Annotated in this window: 17 protein-coding genes and 1 pseudogene; 5 read left to right on the plus strand and 13 right to left on the minus strand. The window is 48.9% G+C overall.

Translation table 11 applies throughout. The features are described from left to right. Window positions 1–187 precede the first annotated feature (187 nt). A complete protein-coding gene (locus ACUVQO_RS10125) occupies window positions 188–1,330 on the minus strand; it encodes a PP2C family protein-serine/threonine phosphatase (RefSeq protein ID WP_445925759.1) in 1,143 nt (380 codons plus the stop codon). Between the two features lie 310 nt (window positions 1,331–1,640). Here ACUVQO_RS10125 and ACUVQO_RS10130 point away from each other — a divergent pair, with 310 nt between their 5' ends. Then, window positions 1,641–2,099: an ATP-binding protein gene (locus ACUVQO_RS10130; RefSeq protein WP_445925760.1), complete on the plus strand. Its 459-nt coding sequence runs from the start codon at window positions 1,641–1,643 to the stop codon at window positions 2,097–2,099. On the opposite strand, the gene ACUVQO_RS10135 is transcribed toward ACUVQO_RS10130, so the two are convergent. Next, window positions 2,054–5,008: a response regulator gene (locus ACUVQO_RS10135; RefSeq protein WP_445925761.1), complete on the minus strand. Its 2,955-nt coding sequence runs from the start codon at window positions 5,006–5,008 to the stop codon at window positions 2,054–2,056. The genes ACUVQO_RS10130 and ACUVQO_RS10135 overlap by 46 nt on opposite strands. Window positions 5,009–5,068: 60 nt before the next feature. Continuing rightward, window positions 5,069–5,224 (minus strand): hypothetical protein, encoded by a 156-nt coding sequence (locus tag ACUVQO_RS10140; protein WP_445925762.1) that lies wholly within the window; start codon window positions 5,222–5,224, stop codon window positions 5,069–5,071. 488 nt (window positions 5,225–5,712) lie between these two features. Between ACUVQO_RS10140 and cysE the strand changes: the two genes are divergently transcribed. After that, a complete protein-coding gene (gene cysE / locus ACUVQO_RS10145) occupies window positions 5,713–6,507 on the plus strand; it encodes a serine O-acetyltransferase (protein WP_445925763.1) in 795 nt (264 codons plus the stop codon). Between the two features lie 151 nt (window positions 6,508–6,658). Here the strand turns inward: cysE and ACUVQO_RS10150 are convergent, their stop codons facing one another. Then, complete coding sequence (locus tag ACUVQO_RS10150) at window positions 6,659–6,994, minus strand: cupin domain-containing protein (RefSeq protein WP_445925764.1); 336 nt, start codon at window positions 6,992–6,994, stop codon at window positions 6,659–6,661. A gap of 104 nt (window positions 6,995–7,098) precedes the next feature. Between ACUVQO_RS10150 and ACUVQO_RS10155 the strand changes: the two genes are divergently transcribed. Beyond that, window positions 7,099–7,530 carry a hypothetical protein gene (locus tag ACUVQO_RS10155; protein ID WP_445925765.1) on the plus strand — a complete coding sequence of 144 codons (432 nt, stop codon included), beginning with the start codon at window positions 7,099–7,101 and terminating at the stop codon, window positions 7,528–7,530. Between the two features lie 2 nt (window positions 7,531–7,532). Here the strand turns inward: ACUVQO_RS10155 and ACUVQO_RS10160 are convergent, their stop codons facing one another. The 6 genes and pseudogenes from ACUVQO_RS10160 to ACUVQO_RS10185 form a co-directional block, all read right to left on the minus strand. Then, a complete protein-coding gene (locus tag ACUVQO_RS10160) occupies window positions 7,533–8,153 on the minus strand; it encodes a prepilin-type N-terminal cleavage/methylation domain-containing protein (protein ID WP_445925766.1) in 621 nt (206 codons plus the stop codon). A 28-nt stretch (window positions 8,154–8,181) separates the two neighbouring features. Continuing rightward, a complete protein-coding gene (locus tag ACUVQO_RS10165; RefSeq protein WP_445925767.1) occupies window positions 8,182–9,309 on the minus strand; it encodes a PilW family protein in 1,128 nt (375 codons plus the stop codon). A gap of 60 nt (window positions 9,310–9,369) precedes the next feature. Then, window positions 9,370–10,113, minus strand: coding sequence for a prepilin-type N-terminal cleavage/methylation domain-containing protein (locus ACUVQO_RS10170; RefSeq protein ID WP_445925768.1), 744 nt, complete (start codon window positions 10,111–10,113; stop codon window positions 9,370–9,372). Window positions 10,114–10,194: 81 nt separating this feature from the next. Next, window positions 10,195–15,615 carry a hormogonium polysaccharide biosynthesis protein HpsA gene (hpsA, locus tag ACUVQO_RS10175; protein ID WP_445925769.1) on the minus strand — a complete coding sequence of 1,807 codons (5,421 nt, stop codon included), beginning with the start codon at window positions 15,613–15,615 and terminating at the stop codon, window positions 10,195–10,197. A gap of 967 nt (window positions 15,616–16,582) precedes the next feature. Further along, the gene (locus tag ACUVQO_RS10180) at window positions 16,583–17,305 is read right to left on the minus strand and encodes an FGGY family carbohydrate kinase (protein ID WP_445925791.1); all 723 of its coding nucleotides are present in this window, start codon (window positions 17,303–17,305) and stop codon (window positions 16,583–16,585) included. 84 nt (window positions 17,306–17,389) lie between these two features. Continuing rightward, window positions 17,390–18,084: pseudogene (locus ACUVQO_RS10185) on the minus strand (FGGY family carbohydrate kinase); the annotation flags it as partial. Window positions 18,085–18,320: 236 nt separating this feature from the next. Between ACUVQO_RS10185 and ACUVQO_RS10190 the strand changes: the two are divergent. After that, window positions 18,321–18,785, plus strand: coding sequence for a secondary thiamine-phosphate synthase enzyme YjbQ (locus ACUVQO_RS10190; protein ID WP_445925770.1), 465 nt, complete (start codon window positions 18,321–18,323; stop codon window positions 18,783–18,785). Window positions 18,786–18,851: 66 nt separating this feature from the next. On the opposite strand, the gene ACUVQO_RS10195 is transcribed toward ACUVQO_RS10190, so the two are convergent. The 3 genes from ACUVQO_RS10195 to cutA form a co-directional block, all read right to left on the minus strand. Next, window positions 18,852–20,123, minus strand: coding sequence for a peptidylprolyl isomerase (locus ACUVQO_RS10195; protein WP_445925771.1), 1,272 nt, complete (start codon window positions 20,121–20,123; stop codon window positions 18,852–18,854). Continuing rightward, a complete protein-coding gene (locus ACUVQO_RS10200; protein WP_445925772.1) occupies window positions 20,117–20,602 on the minus strand; it encodes a molybdenum cofactor biosynthesis protein MoaE in 486 nt (161 codons plus the stop codon). Before ACUVQO_RS10200 ends, ACUVQO_RS10195 begins: the two co-directional genes overlap by 7 nt. A 96-nt stretch (window positions 20,603–20,698) precedes the next feature. Continuing rightward, the gene (cutA, locus tag ACUVQO_RS10205; protein ID WP_445925773.1) at window positions 20,699–21,031 is read right to left on the minus strand and encodes a divalent-cation tolerance protein CutA; all 333 of its coding nucleotides are present in this window, start codon (window positions 21,029–21,031) and stop codon (window positions 20,699–20,701) included. Window positions 21,032–21,211: 180 nt separating this feature from the next. On the opposite strand from cutA, the gene ACUVQO_RS10210 reads away from it, so the two are divergent. After that, window positions 21,212–21,898, plus strand: a complete 687-nt coding sequence (locus ACUVQO_RS10210; protein ID WP_445925774.1) for a DUF2834 domain-containing protein — start codon at window positions 21,212–21,214, stop codon at window positions 21,896–21,898. Window positions 21,899–21,917: the final 19 nt, after the last annotated feature.

Raw genomic sequence — 21,917 nt, forward strand, 5'->3', positions numbered from 1 at the left:
CTCAAGAGCGATCTTGGGAAGCCCGCACCGTATGCGTAGCATTGGTGTCGGGAGGGTATCACATAACCGTGTAGCTTGGGTTGAGATACGAAACCCAACTTTCTAGGTTTCATGCTTTAAACCAGCCTACGGAAGCCGAGCTTGAATTCTCAGTTCCAGAAGGGGCAATCCAGAAAGGGGAATGGGATTAGCTAAAGTCAATCCGCAGGAGAGAAACATCATCTTCAAAGGCTTCATTGGGGCTTAGAGTTTTGATGTAATTCAAAATGTAATTTAATCCCTGTCCGCTAATCTTCTCTTGCTGGCTACACACTAAATCCATCAGTCCCTCTAGCCCCCAAATATCGCCGTCGGGTTTGATAATTTCATACACTCCATCGCTAAAGACGTACAGAGTACTACCAACACTAATATCACATCGCTGATTCACAAATTTGGTGTCAGGCATCATACCGATCGGCAGACTAACCGTTTTCAATTGTTTAACTTCAACCACTCCATTTTCAGGAGCCTTGGAGATCAGCAAAGCCGGAGGATGACCCGCACTGGAGTAAATTAATTGCCGTCTCGCCTGGTTATAGACTCCATACCAGATCGTAATATATTTATCATTTTGGTCATTCATTTGAAACGTCTCATTTAAGGCCCGCAATACATGGTTAGGCTGATAGAAATTGACCTCATCCATGGATTGCGATCGCAACAGATTCAAGACCGAAATGGACGGTAAAGCCGCTCCCAGACCGTGCCCCGAAACATCTAGCAAATAAATAGCCAGATAGTCTGGATCAAGCCAGTAGTAGTCAAAACAATCTCCCCCTAATTGCCGGGAGGGAATGAACCGGGAATCAATCTGAACACTGCCTGTTAGCGGGGGGGGCAACAGCGATCGCACGTACTCCGCCGCCTCCGTTAGTTCTGATTCCAGGATTCTTTTCTGGTCTTGCAGTGCTTGATAGACCCGATTTAGTCGCAAGCCTGCCCTCACACGCGCTCTCAGTTCACTTAACTCAACGGGCTTAGCCAGAAACTCATCGGCTCCGCTATCTAACCCCTGCACTCGATCCTCAACTGCCCCACGAGCCGTGAGCAGAATAAAATAAATGGTTGACAGATCGGGATCTGCTTTTACCTGGCGACAAACTTCTAAGCCATCCAGGCGAGGCATGATCCAATCACAAATAATCAAAGCCGGACGGAAAGTTCGGGCCTGCTCCATGCCTTCAATGCCGTCATTTGCTGTGGCAACCTCATATCCTTGCTCCTCCAGCATCCGCCTCAATACGAGTTGAGTTGTGCGATCATCTTCTACAACGAGAATTTTTACCATTAGCCACTGCAACAAGAAATTAAAGTGGAACAGGAGGCAATCAGATTCAGGATCTGAAATACTAAATTTAAACTCTGCCCAAGTCCAGAACCAGAGGTTCTCTGATCGGCAAATGACCGTTCTCTAGCTGGACTTAGTTTATTAAAAGAAAAGTGAAAAACGTCAATTGATGGAAGAAACGGATTAAGCGTGCTAATGTACACTACTTTTCTTCAAGGATTATGATAGTAAACGGCTCCTTTCGCCCGCTGTATGGAACATTTTTTGAACAGATTTAACGTAAGCTGGTAAAGATTTCCAGGGTCTAAAATTGCAGCCACACTATAAAGCCTCTCTTCAAGTTAATACAGATCTTGATGCTCTCGCTCAAGTTCTTGAGTGGTTCGATCAGTTTAATCATCCTCCCATTCCATCCCAAACCTGGATGCAATGTCAGTTAGCTCTGGCAGAAGGGTTTACTAACGCGGTTCGTCATGCCCACCAGAATCAGCCTGCCGATCTAGCGATCGATGTAGAAGCTCAGGTACTTGAAGATCGCATCGAAATTCGCATCTGGGATCAGGGTGGGCCATTTGATCTGGTTCAGCGACTTGCGAGTATGCCCAAAGAATTTGACAGTGAAGCTGAGGGCGGTAGAGGACTCAGGCTAATGGAGCGGATTGCAGATAAGTTAAGTTATACCCGGATGCAAGATGACCGGAACTGCTTGCTGATTATCAAATATTATTCCACTACCGAAATTTTTCCTGTCTCTGAAGAATTCTTGTAATCTTGCAAGCAGGTCTGAATCTGTTTGAGAATTTGATTCAGTTCATGTAATTGCTGAGTTGGGTTTTCCAGAATCGATCGGCGGGCCTGTAGTTCCAGTTCAGCTGCGATCGCTCGCATTGACGTTACTCCTACATTGGCGCTGGCTCCTTTCAGGCGATGGGCCTGTTGCTCAATTACCTGAAAATCCTGGGCGGCGATTGCCTCTGTAAGAATGGCCAGATGGCTCTGGGTATCCTCCGCAAACACCCGTAATAGCTCCAGAGCAAACTCCTGATCGCCGTCACATATTTGCTGAAGAATAGCCCAGTCGATTGGCGAAGAGTAGGGAGAATGGGGCAAAGATATTTCGCAAAACGTCTCTTCAGAGGGAACCGATGATTCGGGCATCTGGGTAGGGTAGGTGGATTGGGCAGATAGAACATGGCTCCAATAATTTAGTTTGGTGGCCAGTTTGTCTTTCAAAATGGGTTTGCTCAGGTAGTCGTCCATTCCAGCATGGATGCAGCGTACTCGATCTTCTCGCAGGGCATTCGCGGTCAGAGCAATAATGACAATCCGGCGATCGTGGCCTTCTAGCCGACGAATAGCCTGAGTCGTGCTGTAGCCATCTAATACAGGCATTTGGCAATCCATAAACACCACATCATAGGGAATGTGATTTAGCATCTGTAATGCTTCCTGCCCATTGGCTGCCACATCGGCTGTGTATCCCAAACTTTTCAACTGATTGAGCGTGACTTTTTGATTCACCACATTATCTTCAACCAACAAAATCTTGAGTTTGAGCGGTGGCTGGTTGAGTTTCTGTGGAGGCTGAGAGCCAGGAAAAGGATAGCGGACAAAGGAATCCGTTTTCAGAGGACTGATGGTCTTATCTAAGAGGCTCAACACACCATCGAGTAACCGAGATTGCTTAACAGGTTTGACCAGATAAGCTGAGAAACCAGATTCCAGCGCTCTACGAGCCTCTTCATGCTGATCCAGAGTTGCCATCATCATCAGGTGAGTGTTTTGGAGCAAGGGATCCGACTTGATTTGATGGCCGAGTGCTTCCCCATCCATCTCTGGCAGTTGCCTCTCTAAAATTACGAGGTGATAAGGATCGGCGATCGCCGCCCGCTCTCGTAATTTTTCCAGTGCCCCCAGTGCCCCATCCGCTTCATCTACTGTCATACCTAAACAAGAAAGGTGGTAACAAATCATGTAGCGGCTCATAGCGTTGTCATGCACCACCAGGGCTTTCAACCCATTGAGTGACCGGGGAAGCACCTGCCGCGGGGGAGACACACGAGGTAGATCAAACGTGAGGGTAAACCAGAAGCGGTAGCCTTCACCCACTTGACTTTCGACTCCAATTTCGCCTCCTATTAGCTCTACCAGTTGCCTGGAAATTGCCAAACCTAATCCCGTTCCCCCATAGCGTCGGGTGTTAGACGCATCCAATTGAGAAAAGGGTTTGAATAGCTTCTGCTGAGCCTCTGGAGGGATCCCAATACCTGTATCCAGTACAGAAAAAGCGATCGTGACAGTGCTCTCAGTTTTTGCCTGAAGGCTTGCTTCAATCACCACATCTCCCGTAGTTGTGAACTTGATTGCATTACTGACCAGATTGGTGAGTACCTGCCGCAATCGGCTGACATCGCCTTTCAGAGTGGGCGGTAATTTGTGATCTACTAAGATTACTAATTCTAGCTTTTTTGCTTGGGCCGAAGGAGCCAGCAAATCTGCAACTTCTTCCACACATGTATTCAGGTCGAAGTCAAGAATTTCCAACTCCATTTCCCCAGCTTCTAGCTCAGAAAAATCCAGAATCTCATTAATCAGAGACAGCAGCGTTTCACCACTGGCCCGGATCGTGTCTACGAAATCCCGTTGCTCCGCATTGAGATCCGTATCCATCAACAGACTGGCCATTCCTAGCACGCCATTCAACGGAGTACGGATTTCGTGACTCATGGTGGCCAAAAAGGTACTCTTCATTTGAGAAGCCCGCTCCGCCTGTCGTCGTGCCTGTTCCAGGGCCAGATTTTGTTGGGCTAGTTGTTCTCGTCGTTTTTTTTCCTCGGCTTCCACTCGTTTCTGCTCAGTAATATCATTGAGCACGCCCAAGACTCCGGTGACATTTCCTTCTGGATCCAGAGCGGCGCAGGCATACACTTCTAGCCAGCAGAGGTTTCCTGTTTTGGTCTGACAGCGAATTTCATGGCGGCAGTATTCCTGCTCACGGGTGATCAGAGGCCAAAAGAGTTGGATGACCTGATCGTGATCGCTTGGATGGATATAGTCGAGGTAGCAGGTATTCAGGCTTTCCTCCACAGAAAAGCCCATCACAGTTGTCCAGGCTGGGTTGGGAAACGTCCAGAAACCTTCGTGATCCGTCTGGAAGATAATTTCTCGAATGTTGTTGATAACGGAGCGATAACGTGCCTCGCTCTGCTGCAGAGCGACATTGGCATGATCTTGATCTGTAATCTGGCAGAAGCTACAAATCAGATATTGCAATGTCCCGTCTGCTGCCCGTTGAGGCGTAGTATTCACCCGTAGCCAGGTGAGGTTTCCACAGGCTATGGAATGAACTCCCAAAATGCGATCGCGGAGGGGTTGTTGAGCTAAAGCGGCATTATCCAGCGATTTGTTCCCATGCGTTAAGGGAGAACCATTTTCATCTACAATTTGCCAGTTCAGTTCACACAGAGTTTTTCCTAGAAGATCCCGTTCTTGGACGGCTAAAATTGCCAATGCCGCAGGGTTACACTGCAAAATTTTGGTATCTGCTCCGAGAATTACGACTCCGACCTGTAAGGTTTGCAGTAGATGATGTAGGGTCGTTTCAGCTTCAGTAGGGTGCCCGGTAGATTGCCATTGTTGAATAGAAGAACGCGTGTTCTTAAGAGAATGCGCCGTCATGGGTGAGAATTGCTGTAACTCCTTCCCAGTGTTCCTAACCCAGCTTCCAGATTCGCGGCTTCAGTCCTTCAGTAACCAAGCTAACAGGGGCAAGGCGATCGCCAATCCCGTCCAGAGCGGCACATGGGGAGCCGCCAATGCATGTATAGGAGCTAGAAGCACAAGCGTAATCAGAATGCAAATAACCACCGAAATAAATAAAATTCCTAGTTCCATTGAACGATCCTGAAAGTTCTATTCAATTTTCCTAAGAGGGCGCTTGAAAAGTCTCTGGTGGTTAAAACCGCAACTACACTCACCACGTCTGCCGACGCAGACTCAATACAACCTGGGTTTTCAGTAACCTGCGCCAGCAGGTTTTCTCGGTATAGCCGCGACTTCAGTCGCCAGGGTGATTTTAAAGCATCCTCTAATAAAACTACTCTAAACCAAGTCCAGCTAGAGAACGGTCGTTTTCCCATCAGAGAAACTACGGTTCTGGACTTGGACAAGGTTCAGTTTCCTTGTAGAGCTTTGTTGACTGTGGAAATCGGAAGAGAATGTCTCAGAGCGAGATATTACCTGACAAATAACTTTTCAAACTTAATCGTTCCTTCATTGCCGCAGCTTCAGGTTTCATTGGTTTCCCGGATCTGATGTCTATCCGGCTTGCCCTTGCGGCGCTAATATAGATCCAAATAGCTCCTAGCGAGGTGCAGATTGCCGTGATATCTACTTTAATTGCAGACTTTCGGATTATTTTTGAGCGTGACCCAGCCGCTCGTAATTGGTTGGAAGTTCTATTTTGCTATCCTGGTTTGCAGGCAATCTTGTTCCATCGCTTTGCCCACTGGCTGTATGTCCTGGGTTTGCCGTTTATCCCGCGTCTAATTTCTCATATTGCCCGGTTTCTGACAGGGATTGAAATTCATCCTGGCGCCCAAATTGGTCGAGGCGTTTTTATTGACCACGGCATGGGAGTGGTCATTGGGGAAACAGCAATTATCGGAGATTACGTTCTGATCTATCAGGGAGTCACTCTGGGAGGTACAGGGAAGGAAAGCGGCAAGCGACATCCGACATTAGGAGAAAATGTGGTCGTGGGAGCCGGAGCTAAAGTACTCGGCAACCTGCTAATTGGCAATAATGTCCGCATCGGAGCCGGATCGGTGGTGCTGCGAGATGTTCCTTCGGATTGCACAGTGGTAGGGATTCCAGGCCGAATTGTTTATCGTTCTGGCGAACGGGTCGAGCCTCTGGAGCATGGCCGATTGCCTGATTCAGAGGCCCAGGTGATTCGTGCCCTGGTTGATCGCATTGAAGCTTTAGAGCAACAGGTACAATCATTGCAGAAATCCCAAGAGGCGGTTCCTGTTTCAGCGATCGCCGGAGTCTCACCTGCCAATCATGCCCTGCTGAATAGCTGGCTTAACGACACTCCCACCCAAGCTCCAGTTGCAGGGAATTGTCGCCTGCGCGATCGAGTCATCGAAGAGTTCCTGGATGGCTCTGGAATTTAGGCAACTTCTAAAAAGTTGATATTGGGAAATTGTAGGGGTGTAGCATTCGGTAGTTCTCCTTTGGCAACAGGCGAAAATCCTTAGCCGAATGCTGCGCCCGTACAGGGGTAATCTCTTTCTCAAGAATCTTCTTAACAGCAAGGCTTGATTCTTAAGCTAATACCCCAAAATAGGTTAAGACTAGTTCGTCGTTCCCAGTGTTTTTAACTTCATGATGCTCCCCCGGTTCAACAGCAACACAGACTCCAGGGGTTAAGGCATAAGGAGTGCGATCGATGGTGATTACCCCCGTGCCGGAGATGACGAAGAAGACTTCGTACATATCAATATGCTGGTGAGCAGAGGCAATTTGACCAGGGGCTAAGCGTGCCTGAGAGAAGTTGGTCAGATGGGGAAGGTCGCCCGGACGCAACATCACCTTTTTTTGAATTTCTGGATTATGCGAGACAAATTCTGCAGACAAATCAGAGAGAGAAGTCAATTTCATCTTCCATTCTCGGTAAGTTTGGAAACCCGGCTCTTCAGAGCTGGGAGGAAAAACGACTCGTGCGACTTTAGTCGCTGTCTATCTGGATGAGTTATAGTAGCGCTATGACTCAGCCTCTCTGCGTGAAATGCAAACTGATAGTCCCTGTAGAGTTGTGGTCTGAAATAGACCAGACTCTGCAGGGGTTTGCTGACGCTTGCAATCAGATTTTGGGGGTAGCAAAGCGTGACCGTTGCTGGAACACGACCAAGCTGCACCACAAGGTCTACAAGCCAGTCAAGCAGGCTACTGGCTTGAAAGCCAACCACGTCTGCCAAGCAATTCGGCGCGTGATTATCAATGCCAAAGCGGTGAAGCAAATTCACAAGTTTCGGCCCACCTCTATCAGCCTGGATGTTCGCGCATTCAAATATTTTGAGGAAACCCAGACTGTTGGAGTGACGTTGAAATCGGGGAGGGTGCACTTCAGGCTCTCTATTGGTGGTTACCAAATCGCCCTGCTCAGAGGGCAAAACCTCACCAGTGCTGTGCTATAATTCTAAGAAGTTGGGCAACTGCTTCCCTCTGCCTGACGAACCGCACCCAACAGAGTAGTAACAATCACACATTTGCGGGTATTCACAGAAGTTTTCGCTTGGGTGATGTTGACTGTAAAAATGATCGGATTGCTGGAATCCTTTGAAGCGGCGCTTTCAGAAAGTGGATCAACAAACCCATTACTGTTGAAAACCAGTTGACCACCTTGAGGGTTATTGGCATCTACAGGAACCGTCGAGAAATCCAGGCTATTAGCTTTAATATCTCCATTGCCTAAAGTCTGCCAATTATTAATGGTAGTGGTGGGATTAGCAATGAAGCCAGAAGTTTGCCCAGTATTTGTATCTAAGGTTTGGGGAACGATGGCAGCTCTGGGAACTCCAGTGGAGTTATCAAAGACTACGATTCTTGCCGTGTGGGTGCGGCGAGCATCCGCCTGAGCCTGCCGGATCAGTTGAGTAGCCTGATCTCGGACGACGTTTACCCGCTGGCGGTTCATCACAATGTTCCAACTGGGTGCGGCGATCGCAAATAGAATCGCAATAATGATGATCACTACAAGTACTTCCAGCAGCGTAAACCCTGCAATAGAGCGTTTAAGCCGAGTTTTCAACCGTTTCATCTTCATGACCATGACTCCCAAACCAAGTCTAACTTTGTGGATTGGCTTTATTGATCACACCTCGAACCATAACGCGGGTTTGGAGCGGGGTAAGGCGACCTTTATTATCGTACTCTCTCTTAAAACCCGTCTGACCCGTCACGTTTCCAACGATCGAGATCAAAACATCCTGATTTGCCCCTGAGCTAGCCGCTGAATTTACGCCTCCATTGCGGACACAAGCAAAGAAGCCTTGCACAGCACCACTCTTTGGACTTAAGGCATTGGCGATAGTCTGTTCTTTCGTTTCAGGTGGTTGAGGAGTAGCAGCAAATTCCGCGCAAGCGTTCTTATCTACTGCTCCCTCATCGTCCACAAAGTCCACTAGCACAAACGCTGAATTGTCTGGACGACCTGGAACCTGAGCATCCACTAGCTGCAAATTATCAAAGGTTTTATCTGACCTCCTAAGGCCATAGGGCCATTGTTGGAATGTAGAATCGGGACTATTGAGCGGATTAATGTATCCTCTATTCTGATCATTCTGACTGGTCGCATTATCCTTAAATTGGCTTAACTTGTAGCGCACAATGCGAGCCTTGCCCTGCCACAAATTGCTATCTGAGGCGTCAAGGGCATAGACCACTAAGGAATAACTATTTCCAGATATACAAGGCACTCCTGCTTGTGCTAAAGCATTAGATGGTTGATTATTATTGTCTGTATCGGTTAAAGAGGTGACTTGAGCTCCGCATAAGTCTTTAATTGCTTTAGGTAGAGGTTCAGTTCGCCAAAAGGCTAAGACAGGAGTTCTTCCATTTTGGGACATAGCCGCCGGAATATGGTTTACGATACCCGGACATACTGTACTGCCAGTGTTTTGAGTAGGAGTTCCATTACCCTGCAAACAATCTCCGTTATAAACAAATACAGCCTCACGCAAATCCTGAGTGATGTAATCCATCGCAGCTTGCATATCTTGCTGTACCTGACTGCGGGCTGCATCTTGTTGGTTTGTCTGGGTGAGTTCCACAACCAAAGACAGTAACAGGACTACCAGAAAAGCCCCGATAATCATAGATACCAATAGCTCAGTCAGCGTAAAGCCACCGCTGTTGTTGTGCCTGAAAGAGAGCCGGAAACGTCTGACTATTTTGGTGAGAGAAGTTTTAGCCATAGATCATACTGCCAGGTTGAGTGCGGATCAGGTATCAGACTCAAGGAACACTAAGGAATACTATTTTGCAACGCATTGATACGACCTTTGGTTAACGTTTCGAGCAACCTTTGTATACAGAGTTTGCAAGGGCCTGATTAAACCTTTGCCCTGATCTCTCCGTCCAGTGGTCATACTGAGGGTTGCCCGCTCTGCGCTCAGGGTTCCGGGTAAAGGTCTGCCAGGATTGTAAGCATAAACTCGTACCCCCAAATAGAATGAGTAGGGTCTGGAGTCATCTTCACCGGAAGGTATACATCCTTTAGTACGAAACACCTGCATGGCGAATTCTGCTGTACAGTCTCCGTTGATATCAACTGGAATCAAAGTATTGGCAGAACTAGCTAAGGTTGCAGGATAGAGGCTTTTTCCAGAACAACTAGCAGAGGAAAGAATCAAACTATTATCAACCCCGGAGGCAGGCGCAAACCCTTGAATATTATCTGTTTGACCGGTGCTAGCGGGTAGAACAGCCGTTGTGTAACCACCTCGTTCAACAATGCTACGGATGCGATCTACTTCTGCCTGTGCAATCTGATTGGCTTGCTCTGCCCTGCGCGATTGGATGCGGCTAGCAGTAGCCAGGAAGATAGGCGGTGTAATGGCCGCAACCGTAATCGCAATGATGATGATGGCAACTAAGCACTCGATTAAGGACAGTCCCTGTTCGGAAGAATCGCTAGGAGAATGTCTGGAAGTGCGGTTTGCCAGAGCTAGCAGCACCTGAATAGAAAAGGATTTGGCAACATTGGGACGGGCAGACATTAACGGTTCCTCAATGGGAGATGGATTGGGTTTGGATCCCCCTACCCCCCTTATTTCAGGGGGGGTTGGAAGTCAGGGAATTTAGGTTGGGCAGTTCAGTTGACTCAGATTGGGAGAGCTACCAGAGGGTGGATTGGCTTTCAGCGCTCTACACAGATTCTGCATGTACACATCATTGGCGGCTGGCTCAGTGTAAAACTCGTTACGAGTTGAGTTAAGGCTGACGAACCGTTTAGCAGCGGGACTAGCAGGCACCATTTGCAGCGCTACGTCATATCCCCAACGACGAACAGGAGGGCTATTGTAATCAACAACTTCCGCCGGTCCAGGGCCCTGTCCTGGTTCCCAAGAATCCTGATCATAGGGGGCAGTGGCGTAGTTGCTGAAGTTCAGTTGCAGGAAGGAGCCGGAGAAGTTCAGCTTAGTATTGTCACTGCCGATATTCCACCGTTCCAGGAAGCGGGGGAAGTTATGTAAGCCCCCGTAGGACTGTTGCAAGCGAGATGGGACAATACCGCTAATCAAAATGGTATTTACAGTGGTGGCTGAATCGGCAGGAACCCGAGGAAGAGAGCGTGCCGTATTGGTTGTGCTGGGAGTTGTACCAGAGATGTTGTAATAACTACCATTGGCCTCGGCATTGAATGCTTTGGGTAGGCCACTATTGGAAGCACTATATTCCACTGGAACGGGAGGCTTTGAGCCGGAAGCAGAAACCGTGACTAGGGGATTACCATTGCGAGAAATTTTGACTGGAGACAGGGGATCATTGGGAATTTCATGCTTCCAATCCCACCCCTCAGGACTACTAGCCTGTGGGAAGCCAGCAGGGCGATTCTGATTCATAAAGGAGGTTACAGTACCATCGCTACACCCTGGTGCATACAAAGCTCTATCCGAGTTGTTATAAACACCAGCACCACTACCACCCGAGGCTTGATAGACATTGTTACTGCCTGTGAAAGTAGTACTGCTGATTCCAGGACCGGGGTAGGTATTGGCAACGTTAGCCGTCATAAAGGTGTCGATGATACTGCCATCACAGAAGTTTTTAGACAGGATGGTGATGGCATCAGCCATCACTTCAGAGGGCCGCCATTCGTCAGTAGCTGCTTTGGCAAATTTAGTATCTCGCATGGTGCGGTTATCGTAGAAATTAGCCGGGGTGTAAGCTTGTCCAGCAATTTGCTGGGTGAACTCTTCTAAAGGAGCACCGTCCGAAGCCTGGTGCTTGTTGAAGTCACCCATAATGTAGACGGGGTTATCGGAGAAGAAGGACACGCCACGATAATTTTCGCCTGCGGGAATATTACCTGCAGTTCGTTTGAGCTTTTCCCCGTTGCGTAGGCGGAAGCCATGAACTCGTCGATCGGGATCAGGTACGAAGTCTACAGGTTTTGTGGTAGGGCTGCCTTTAGCAAACGTTGGGTCGGTTTCAGCACCAGGCTCCCTCGCATCGGTCTGGGTGCCACCCGCCGGACGCGCGATCGCATCTTCCCGCACCGCATCTTCGCGGAAAGCATAGACAATCCCACTAACCGGTAACCAAGGGTCAGTTCCGCCCACTGTAGTGCTTCGCAGCATATCCAGGTCGATGTCTAGCACCCGTGCAGGCTGCCACTCTCGTCCGTTGAACAGGACTTTATCCTGAAAAGCAACGGCTGCAACTGTGTCATCTTGAGTACGGATCTGGTTGGGACTGTTAGCTGCAGGAGTACTGGCTGTTGGCAGTTTCCAATCGCTTAAGTCAATTGCACGAGGTTTAATAACTACATCACTGACTGCCTTATCTTTCTCAGGGAAAGGCTGAAAAGGTTTGTACTCGAAGAAATCAATTCCTTCAGGTAATACTCTTGAATCTTGTGTGTAACTAACGGCTTCGTCATATTCACCATTCGTAAAGAGGCCGTCTGCGTAAGGCGTATCGGCGGTACTAACAGCTCGATATAAGAATCCCGAATTAATGGGATTAGCAGTTTCGACGTAAGGTTCCGGCCAGGGTTGGAACGCGGCAGGTAGATCTTTTAATGACTTACCTTCTAATAAGTCTGAGCGATTTCCAGGCTGGCGATGGTCGATTTTTAAAGCCCGAACATCCCCATCCTGATCATGATCAAACTCTGGGAAGAGGTAATACAGCGAAGGAAATTCAGGAGCAACTAATGCCCGCTTAAAATTAGAACCAGTATACGGTGCTTGATTCAGAGGATTATTAGGATCAGTGAAAACGGTGTTTCGGGTTGAGCTAATTGTAGGACTCAACTTATTGAACTCATCCTCCACACTGGAATTAGCATCCAATCGAGTCTCTAACGCACCGCCTCGTGCGGGATAGTTGTTATCCCCAGGGAAATCATGGACGGCTCCTGGAGGAATCACGGTACCACATAAACGAGATAGGGCAAGGCGTTGCCGAGGAATTTGACTATTGGCAAGACTATATCCAGTTGCACCCGGTTTTCCAGACTGTTTTCCCTTAACAGGAAAGAGATTGGGGTCACAAGCAGAGGACCAAAGAGTTGGCTTGGTAACAGCCGTACTCGTAGCTTGATCTACATATCTAAAGCCTACAAGGTAAGGGTTGTAGTTCCAGGTGTTTGCGGCTGGAGAGGGACGGAAACCATAGGTACGATCGCGGCGAATCTGAAAATGCTCATGAATCAGCAGCGCCAACTGATATCTAGGATCATTTTCTGGTTCTTCAAGACCTTGACCTATTTGAGGATCCCTAAGCCAGTTTTTGAGCGCAGCCAGAAACATGGCTGGGGTGACTCGGTCGTAGTCTCGAGGATTGTAATTGGCAGGGTTATAAACCCCGGTGTAATTGCCGTTTTCATCTTTGTAAGTGGACAACTGCTCTTTGGGCAATACATCCGGGACTTGGCCCTCTTCGTTATTGCCATCCATCATCTTATAAAGAGCCTGACCGAGCGTGGTCATTGCACTATCCAGGTAAGGTGCGGTGGGATCAAATTTTTGCACCTGCTCCAGGTTATAGGCCAGCATTCCTACTGTGCAGGCCGCGGTATGCAGGTAAGACTGATCTGCAGGGCTAAGATCGTCGTAGTTATTAGATTTATCAAGAGTGTCTAAAGCACGCCGAAGGTTAGAGAAATTGCCCCACATCGTCAAAGTTGGTTCGGGACGAATCTTCTCTCCTTGCTGAGGTGGGTAGGCTCCTTCCGGATCACCAGTAAAATGGGCAAGATTTCGCAATGCTTTCCCTAAAGGTTGGTCTGCAGCGATCGCTTTCTTAAAGTCATCTTCATTGTCCGCAGGGAAAGAAAACTCCCATCCATTCGTACCCTTGCCATAGAAGAAATCGATCCAGGGTTCAGGTTTACCTGTTGTACTGAGGTACTGGTTGAACCGGAAATCAACAGACCGTTGCAGGCTCAGGGGAGAACCAGGGTGAGCGGTAGTCGCCAAACAGGCTGTGGGCAAGGTGGCAGGACTTGCTTTGTCATCTGCTTTGTGGTAGTAAACGGCAGTGGCTTGCACAGCCGCCAGGTTATCGCGTAAAGTCCGGCGTTGCCGCTCCTCATGGGCACGGGTAGAATCTGCAAACCGATGGGGCGGGTAGAGCGGATCTCCCTCATTATCACTAACATCGGGGTCAGCATCTGTTCCAGTAGCCGCAGTCAGATTACCTGCATTATTCAATTTTCGCAGATCTGCAAAATCGTTATCTGGCGGCACAGCCGGTTGAGAATCGGGCGCTTGGGGAGTATCATCCGGCCTGTTTTGAGGCGTGACCCAACCAGCGGGATTTCCTAGCTCTAAGCGTTGCCCAACCAGGATCCGCAACCCTTCGACCATCGATCGGCGTTCCCAGTAGCCATCTAACCCCACATTTGAAGGATCGCCCACTGGGATCTCCCTTGTCAGGGAATCTAGTACTTCAGAGCTACCCGAAAAATCGGCTGCATTAATGATTTCACCAATCTTGCCTGCAGGAACATCAGCTACCTTGCCATAGTTAGGCTTTGGCCCGTAGCGGTTATCTGCTCGGTAAGTGTCATCCACATAAGGACGAACTTCCACCTTGTCTATTTTAAAGCGCTTCCGAGTGACAAAGAAATTAGTATCTATTGCCGTTTGAGCCAGCAGCCCATCACTGTTTGAAGGTTGCCCTTCCCTTGCTTTATACCCATCCCGGGTGACAATTTCCACGGGATCTAGGGATACAGAGTAGGGCCGTTTGGAACCCTGAACTAAATGGCTGCCTGGGTTGAGAGTTTTTTCGGCATTGTATCCCCTCCCTTGATAAACATGCACTGAGGAACTACCACCATAGGCATTGGACCGGATCTCTCCCGAACCAATCACACCTGTAAAAGTCGTCTGCTCAGTTCCATTAGCATCTTTCGTGACAACTTGCCTGACGGAAATTTCTGAGTTAGTTTCCGGCAGAAATAAACAGGAGTTGGGAGAACTAATCAAATAAGCATTAAAGTTTTGGTTTCCATTGTTGGGGCCAATAATCAGGCTACCTTCCGTGTGCATCGCCCCGTTCCAGTTGAAGGGCAGACCAGGGAAAATTTCCAAATCATTGCGGAACCACGCTCCCCATTTATTACCCCGATCTAGCAAACGGTCTTGAGCTAATTCCAACGTTGTAATATTGGGAGGACGACCGGGCCCGATCGCATCATCCTTAACCACAAAAGCATTAATCTGAAATCGCTTCCGCAATTTCGAGGTATCTGTAGCATCCTCATACCATCCCTTCTCTACCGTACTGCCACTAGAAACCCGGCACGTCACCGCTTCACTATTGCTCAATGGCCCTGTGCGAACAAACGGCCCTGCAGCAGGGTCACCCGTTCCAGCCACTTTATCTTTATCCGACATCTGGAGCAGTTTTTGCCAACCAAACAACCTACCCTGGCTTTTTCCATCTGGATTTGGATCATCTGGAGGAATCGAAAAGCTAATGGAATACACCACACTGGATTTAGTTTCTGAATCGTGATAAACCCAGGCATTGTCTTTTAAACCATCACCATTGACATCAATCCGTGTTTCACCCTGTAAGGTATATCGATCGTCAGGTACTGTTACCCCCGTAATTCCAGGCTGAGTTGTTTCAGGTTTATCCCCCTTAATGGGTCTTCCGTCATTGACCATCATGGCAGTCAAAAAGCCCTCAGATGGCACCCCACCAGGATAACGTGGATCACTAAAAAGTGCTTCAATTTTGGAACGGGCACGATCAATCGCTGGAGTAGCCGCATTGTAAATGACCCGACTTTGAATATTGCCGATCGTCCGAATGCTGCTATTGTAGGCCCGATAACTCAGCGCTCCTGCTGTTAGTGCCACTACCAAAATCAAAAACACCGTGGTCGGCAATACAAATCCAGCCGCAGCTCGTCGTTGGCGGTTGATCAAGAGCGCCGATCGCAACAGCCAGGTGACAAGTCCCTTACTCAGGCGGCGATACAGCTTCCATACGGCTCTCGAAAGACGTTGAACGGATTTTGCTTTGCGGTCTGACATGGCTGTTTTTTTGGAGTGAACGGTAGATTAGATAAAGAGGATTGGGATTAGGGGGAAGGGGATACTGCCAGGTTCCTCTTTGTGATATCAACTTAACGGGCCAGGTATCAACAGGGAAGTTACGAGTTAGAACAGACGCAACAGGCAATGAAAACTCCGCAGATCGACGGAGAATGGAAAATTGGCTAAGAGTAGGATCTTAAACCTTGCCCAGGTTCAGCACCGGAGTTTCTTTGATAGGGAAACCCCAGTTCTCTAGCTGGGATTGGTTTAGGTGACTGCATCTGAATGGGGACTTAGACGACTCGACGTAGCTATGATACCCTCTTGATCTAAAGAATCAATCAACTCGCTCTCTATCTTAGTGTGGGATTGGTTGCCTTCCCCCTGTTTTCGGGAGAACCACATATAGTTAAGTCACCCTGGCGACTGAAGTCGCGGCTATATGGAGAAAACCTGCCAATGCAGGTTACTGAAAACCTTGATTGTATTGAATCTGCGTTGGCAGACTGGGTGAGTGTAGTCGCGGTTTTAACCGCCAGATACTTTGTTACTATTGATTCAGTTTCTAGAAGCAATGATGCAAAGACCTCCTGGTCATCCTGAAGGTAGCCTGATGTCTCCAGATAGTGCGCTGAATATGTTCTGCATTCAAAATCCGGCCATTATCTGGTTGATCTCTCTTATCTGCCTAGGCACCCAGCGAAGTTCCCGCAGTGATATTTCATCAAAATGGTTTGATCAGGTTCCAGTTCTCAATGAATTAGTCAACGTTGCTCGGACAGATCAAGCAAGTATTTGGGAAATGATCTGGTTACTGATCAATTGGCTGAGAAACGCAGGAGTGTCATTGGTCATACCAAGTTGAATTGTGATCTTGATAGATGTCTGTAGGAGCGGGTTTCGCCGTTAAATGAACGTTGCAGCAGCAGAATTAATTGCCAAACCTGCCCCTACCGATGACTTCTCAATCAATCCAGCCTTTTGCCCGTGCAACCGCCTTTTGCCAGATGGCGAAGTCTTCTAAGACGCGATCGCATTTCGTTCCCGGTTCAAAGATGCGATCGATGGGGCGACGATTGACGATCGCGGCATAACTATCCCAGAAGCCAACTGTTAATCCAGCCGCAAATCCTGCTCCCTGAGCCGTCACATCACGCATTACGGGACGTTCAATGGGAATTCCCAGCACATCGGCCTGCAATTGCATCAGGAAGTCATTATCACAGGCTCCCCCATCCACTTTCAGTTGTTTGGCTCCCTCTGGAGTACAGGCCGCGACTGCTTGCACCACTTCTTTCACCTGAAACGCGATCGCCTCCAGCACCGCCCTCACCAGATGCTGCCGTTGCACCCCTCCGGTAATGCCAAAAAATGCCCTGCGAGCACTCATATCCCAGTGGGGGGCACCCAGGCCACTCAGGGCAGGTACAAAGTAAACGCCGCCATTATCTGCGACCTGATTGGCTAACGTTTCTGTTTCAGCCGCGGTAGAAATAATCTGTAAGCCATCCCGCAACCACTGCACACAGGCTCCCGTGGTGAACATACTCCCTTCCAGGGCATAGCCGATGTGATCCTGACCTGCCTGACTCCAGGCTACAGTGGAGATAAGTTGGTGGGGCGATCGCACAATTTCCGTTCCGGTATGAGCCACCAGAAAACAGCCTGTACCATAGGTGCATTTCATCAAGCCAGGACGATCGCAGCCGTGACCAAACAACGCTGCTTGCTGATCGCCCAGGATTGCTGTAATTGGAATTTCTACTCCTAACAGGGTTTGATCCGTTGGGCCAAAGTTTCCCAGGCTGGGTTTGACTGCCGGTAAAAGATGTCGGGGAATTTGAAACAGTTGCAGCAATGTGGCATCCCATTCCCCCGTTGCCAGATTCAGTAACATCGTGCGACTGGCATTACTATGATCGGTGGCGTGAACTCGTCTACCGGTTAAATTCCAGAGTACCCACGTATCGATCGTTCCGGCTAGCACATTGGCTAAATCAATGCCCTGCAGATGATCCAATAACCAACTGAACTTTGTTGCAGAAAATAGGCATCAATGACTAATCCAGTGCGATCGTAAATCCCCGACTCATAGCCCTGATCTCTAAGTTGATTGCACAATGGAGCCGTGCGTCGATCCTGCCAGACGATCGCATTGTGCAATGGTTTTCCAGTTGTCTTATCCCACAGCAGGCAGGTTTCCCGTTGAACGGTTAAGCCAATGGCGCGAATTTGTTCTGGTTGGATCTGAGCTTGAGCGATCGCGGTTTGCATCACCCAGCAGGTATCCTGCCAGATTTGCAGCGGGTCATGTTCCAACCATCCCGGTTGCGGGTAGTAGTGCGTCAATTCCTTATATGCAGAACTCACCACCCGCCCATCTGCCCCAAACAAAAACGCCCGATTACCCGTTGTCCCCAAATCCAGCGCCAGAATATACCCCGCAGATGCCTCAGCCATAACCATCCCTCAACCAACTGCGCAACCTACTTAACGGATTTCATCAGTCTCTCATGCCCTGCTCCCCTCCCTTAGAATAGATTTTGGATCAAGCAGAAGTAAATGGTGGACTGAATAGTGTAAAAGGCAATGGTTTGTCACTGAACACTACCCATTGTTCGCTCTTTACTACCCATCTTCACTACCTATCTTCTCCAATCCCGAATTTCTAATCCCTAATCCCCGATTCCCAATCCCCAGCTATGCCGATCGCCCATACTATCCTGGAAGTTGTAACTGAACCTGGAATTCAGCTTTATAACCTGACTCCTCAAATTCAAGCCTTTATTGATTCGACAGCGATCGCTCAGGGACAGGTGCTTGTCTTTTCCAGACACACCACTACTGCGTTAGCCATCAATGAAGATGAACCCCGTCTAGCCAAAGACATTCAGATATATTTGCAGAAGCTGGCTCCGGCGGGTGAGTTGGAGATCGATGAACAGCGGCATCGCTACTGGCACAACGACTTACATCTGCGCCCCAACATTCCCCCAGACGAACCAGAAAATGCTCATGCTCACCTGATGGCGATCACCCTCAGTACCAGTGAAGTGATTCCCATCATTGATGGTCGATTGGCCCTGGGCACTGATCAGTCTGTCCTATTGTTTGAATTAGACAGGCCACGCAAACGGACAGTGCTGCTACAGGTTTCTGGCGAATGACAAGAGAATGTGAACATCAGTTACTCCTTCCCATCATTCCTTCTACTTATTTCCTTCTACTTATTTTTAAGTCTTCGGCTGTTGTAAATTCTCCAATCCTTGCACAACTTTGGCAGATTCGATTTTGTCCCCAGCTTTCAGTTGATCCAGAACCTCTTTACCCTCAGTGACATAGCCAAAGATGGAGTAGCGGCCATCCAGTAAGTTAGCCCCAGCGGGAGTCAATTCTGGTTCAAACAAGAAGAAAAAGAACTGAGAGGAGCCACCATTAGGATCATCCCCAGGACGAGCCAGCGCCATTGCCCCATAGGCGGAGAAAGGCAGAACGGGTTGTTCTCGGAATCGTCCCGCATCTTCCAGGGTGATGCCATAGGTGGGTGCTGGGTCTCCTTTCACCAAAATTTCCAAAGGAATCGCCCGGTACTGCTTGGTTTTAGGATCAACAAAGCCAACTTCCGGGCCAGGAGGATCGCCGACCTGCAAAACATAAGATTCTTCGGCACGGGTGAAGGGCAGACCATTGTAGAAGCCGCGCTGTACCAGATCAATAAAGTTGCCAGCCGTAACGGGAGCACTGTAGCCATCAACAATCGCTGTAATCTTACCCTTATTCGTAGTGAATTCGACTGTCGCCCGTCCTTTCAGTTGTGGCAGATCGCTGTAGGTGGCTGGAACTTCGTAGGGGAACTTGTCCACCATCATTTCTTCCAATTGCCCCACCAGATCCAGTGCCCTGCTCCGGGCATCGATCACCTGTTGCCGATCTTTAGCCTCATTGGCGGCCTGCAGGTCTGGAATCGCCTGTTTGAGTTGTTCTAGTAAAGCTTCCGCCTCTGACTTTTTGGTCTCTGGAACTGTTGCCAGCAAGGCATCTTGCTTATCCGTCAAAATTCGGCTGGCCTTACTGATATCACTGGCGATCGCGCTCCAGCGCCGTTGTGCCCGCAGTTGGGTAGAAATATCTTCCAGGGTGGCTTGCAAATCCCGGACAGTGGGGTTGTCGATCGGTAAGGCATATCGCAATAACGCTTTACCATCGGTAATCGCATTCCCAGCAGGGAGACGGCTAATCTGCGCATCCTTGGCGGCACACAAGCCAATGGACAGCGTCACCATCAACAGGAAGGAAAGTCCTGTTTTTAGCCAATGCTTCAGGAAGCTCAAACGTTGTATCAGCATATCTACCGCCCGCCATAGGTAAAAGGTTGAGGAGTGCAGCCCGTTTCCTGACAACTCGTTCGATGGAACCAGTTCACCACCCCAATCTTTTATCTTGCCATAGGGAGGACACACTAATTTTTGGGGGTTGATTGAGGCGATCGCTCCAGTCCTTAGCAAGTTGCCCCTGCAGGTTCACATGCACCAATGCTGACCCAACTGGTGGAACCATCAGCCCAGTGCTCTTTTTTCCAGATGGGGGCACTGTGCTTAAGGGTATCGATCGCATACTGACACGCGGCAAAGGCTTCTCCTCGGTGAGGACATCCTACAGCCACCAGCACACTGATTTCCCCGATCTGCAATTTACCCACCCGGTGATGGATTACCACATGCGTCACTTGGCTCCAGGTCTGGCGAATCTCATAGGCGATCTGCCGGAAGATTTTGAGTGCCATCGGCTCGTAAGCTTGATACTCCAGAGCAATCACCGCTTTTCCATTCGTGTTATTTCGCACCATGCCACTCATGACGACGATCGCTCCATTCGCCTCATCGTCTGCCAGCGCATACACCTCTTCCAACGACAACGGTGCAAACCGAATGGCGACGTGATCACGAGTATCAGTCTGTAAGGAAGGAAGCAGGTCATTCGTCATTGGTCATTTGTCCTTTGTCATTGGCTCGTAGCTAGGGGAGAAATTTTAGATTTTGAATTGATGGCCTTCCTCACATTTTGTGCCAATGCATCCTACCTAACTTACACTTTCAGCAATCCATTGGAGATAAGGAGTTGACCCTTTCAAGATGGGAACCGCAATGATCTCCGGCATTTGGTAAGGATGGATGGCGCGGATTTTTGCTTCCAGTTCGGCAAACTTTGCTAAATCTGATTTGATCAGCAGTTGCCATTCCTCATCCTGGTGAATTTCACCCTGCCAGGTATAAACCGATCGCACGGGCAACACCGTAACACAGGCCGCTAGTTTGGTTCGTACGAGAGTCTGCGCGATCGTATCCGCCTGTTCCTGTGAAGGAGCCGTCACCAGCACAATGCCAAACTGAGTCGATTCCACAGCCTGATTCATAGAAATTCCATGACAAAGGACAAAAGATGGCCTCATCCAACCTACTTACCTTATCATTGCCTGCCTATTCTCCCTACAAGTGGAGTTTCTGGACGAAAAACTGGACTTACACTGAAGAAAGCTGGATTGATCACAGGATAACGGTGAGGAATGAAGAGAAGCCTATTGAGAAAAGTTGCTTTGACTATTCTATGGATAGGTAGCCTGGTGTATGCTTTTGGGTTTGCCCCCCCCAACCAGCCTGATACCTTTGATCTAATTATTCGCCTGTCTAGAGGTCAGTTTGAAGGAATTAATCCCCTGATCATCGCCCTGTTTAACATTATGGGAGTCTGGCCGCTGATCTATGGCAGTCTGCTCTTATTCGATGGACGAATGCAGAAGGTGTGGGCGTGGCCATTCCTGATGGCTTCCTTTGGGGCCGGAGCCTTTGGCCTGTTGCCTTACCTGATCCTACGAGAACCCAATCCATCGTTTACAGGCCACAAGTCGATCGGGTTAAAGTTGCTCGATTCTCGCTGGTTGGGAGGGGCGATCGCGATCGCAGCCTTTGCTCTGGTGATCTATGGCGTGGCCCAGGGAAATTGGTCAGACTTTGTGGCCCAGTGGCGATCGAATCGCTTCATTCATGTCATGAGCCTGGATTTTTGTCTCCTCTGCCTGTTGTTTCCCACTTTGTTGGGAGATGATATGGCTCGTCATGGCTTGGATTATTCTCAGGGGAACACTCGTTGGTTATTCTGGGCCACCTCCTTAATCCCTTTTTTGGGATCAGCCGTGTATCTGGTGCTGCGCCCCCCGCTTCCCGACTCCCCTGCCCCCCAAACTACGGCTCATCCATCCCTGGCAGCAACACCACCGGAATAAGGGTTGTTTTAAACCTGTG

Source organism: Leptodesmis sp., assembly GCF_052746595.1.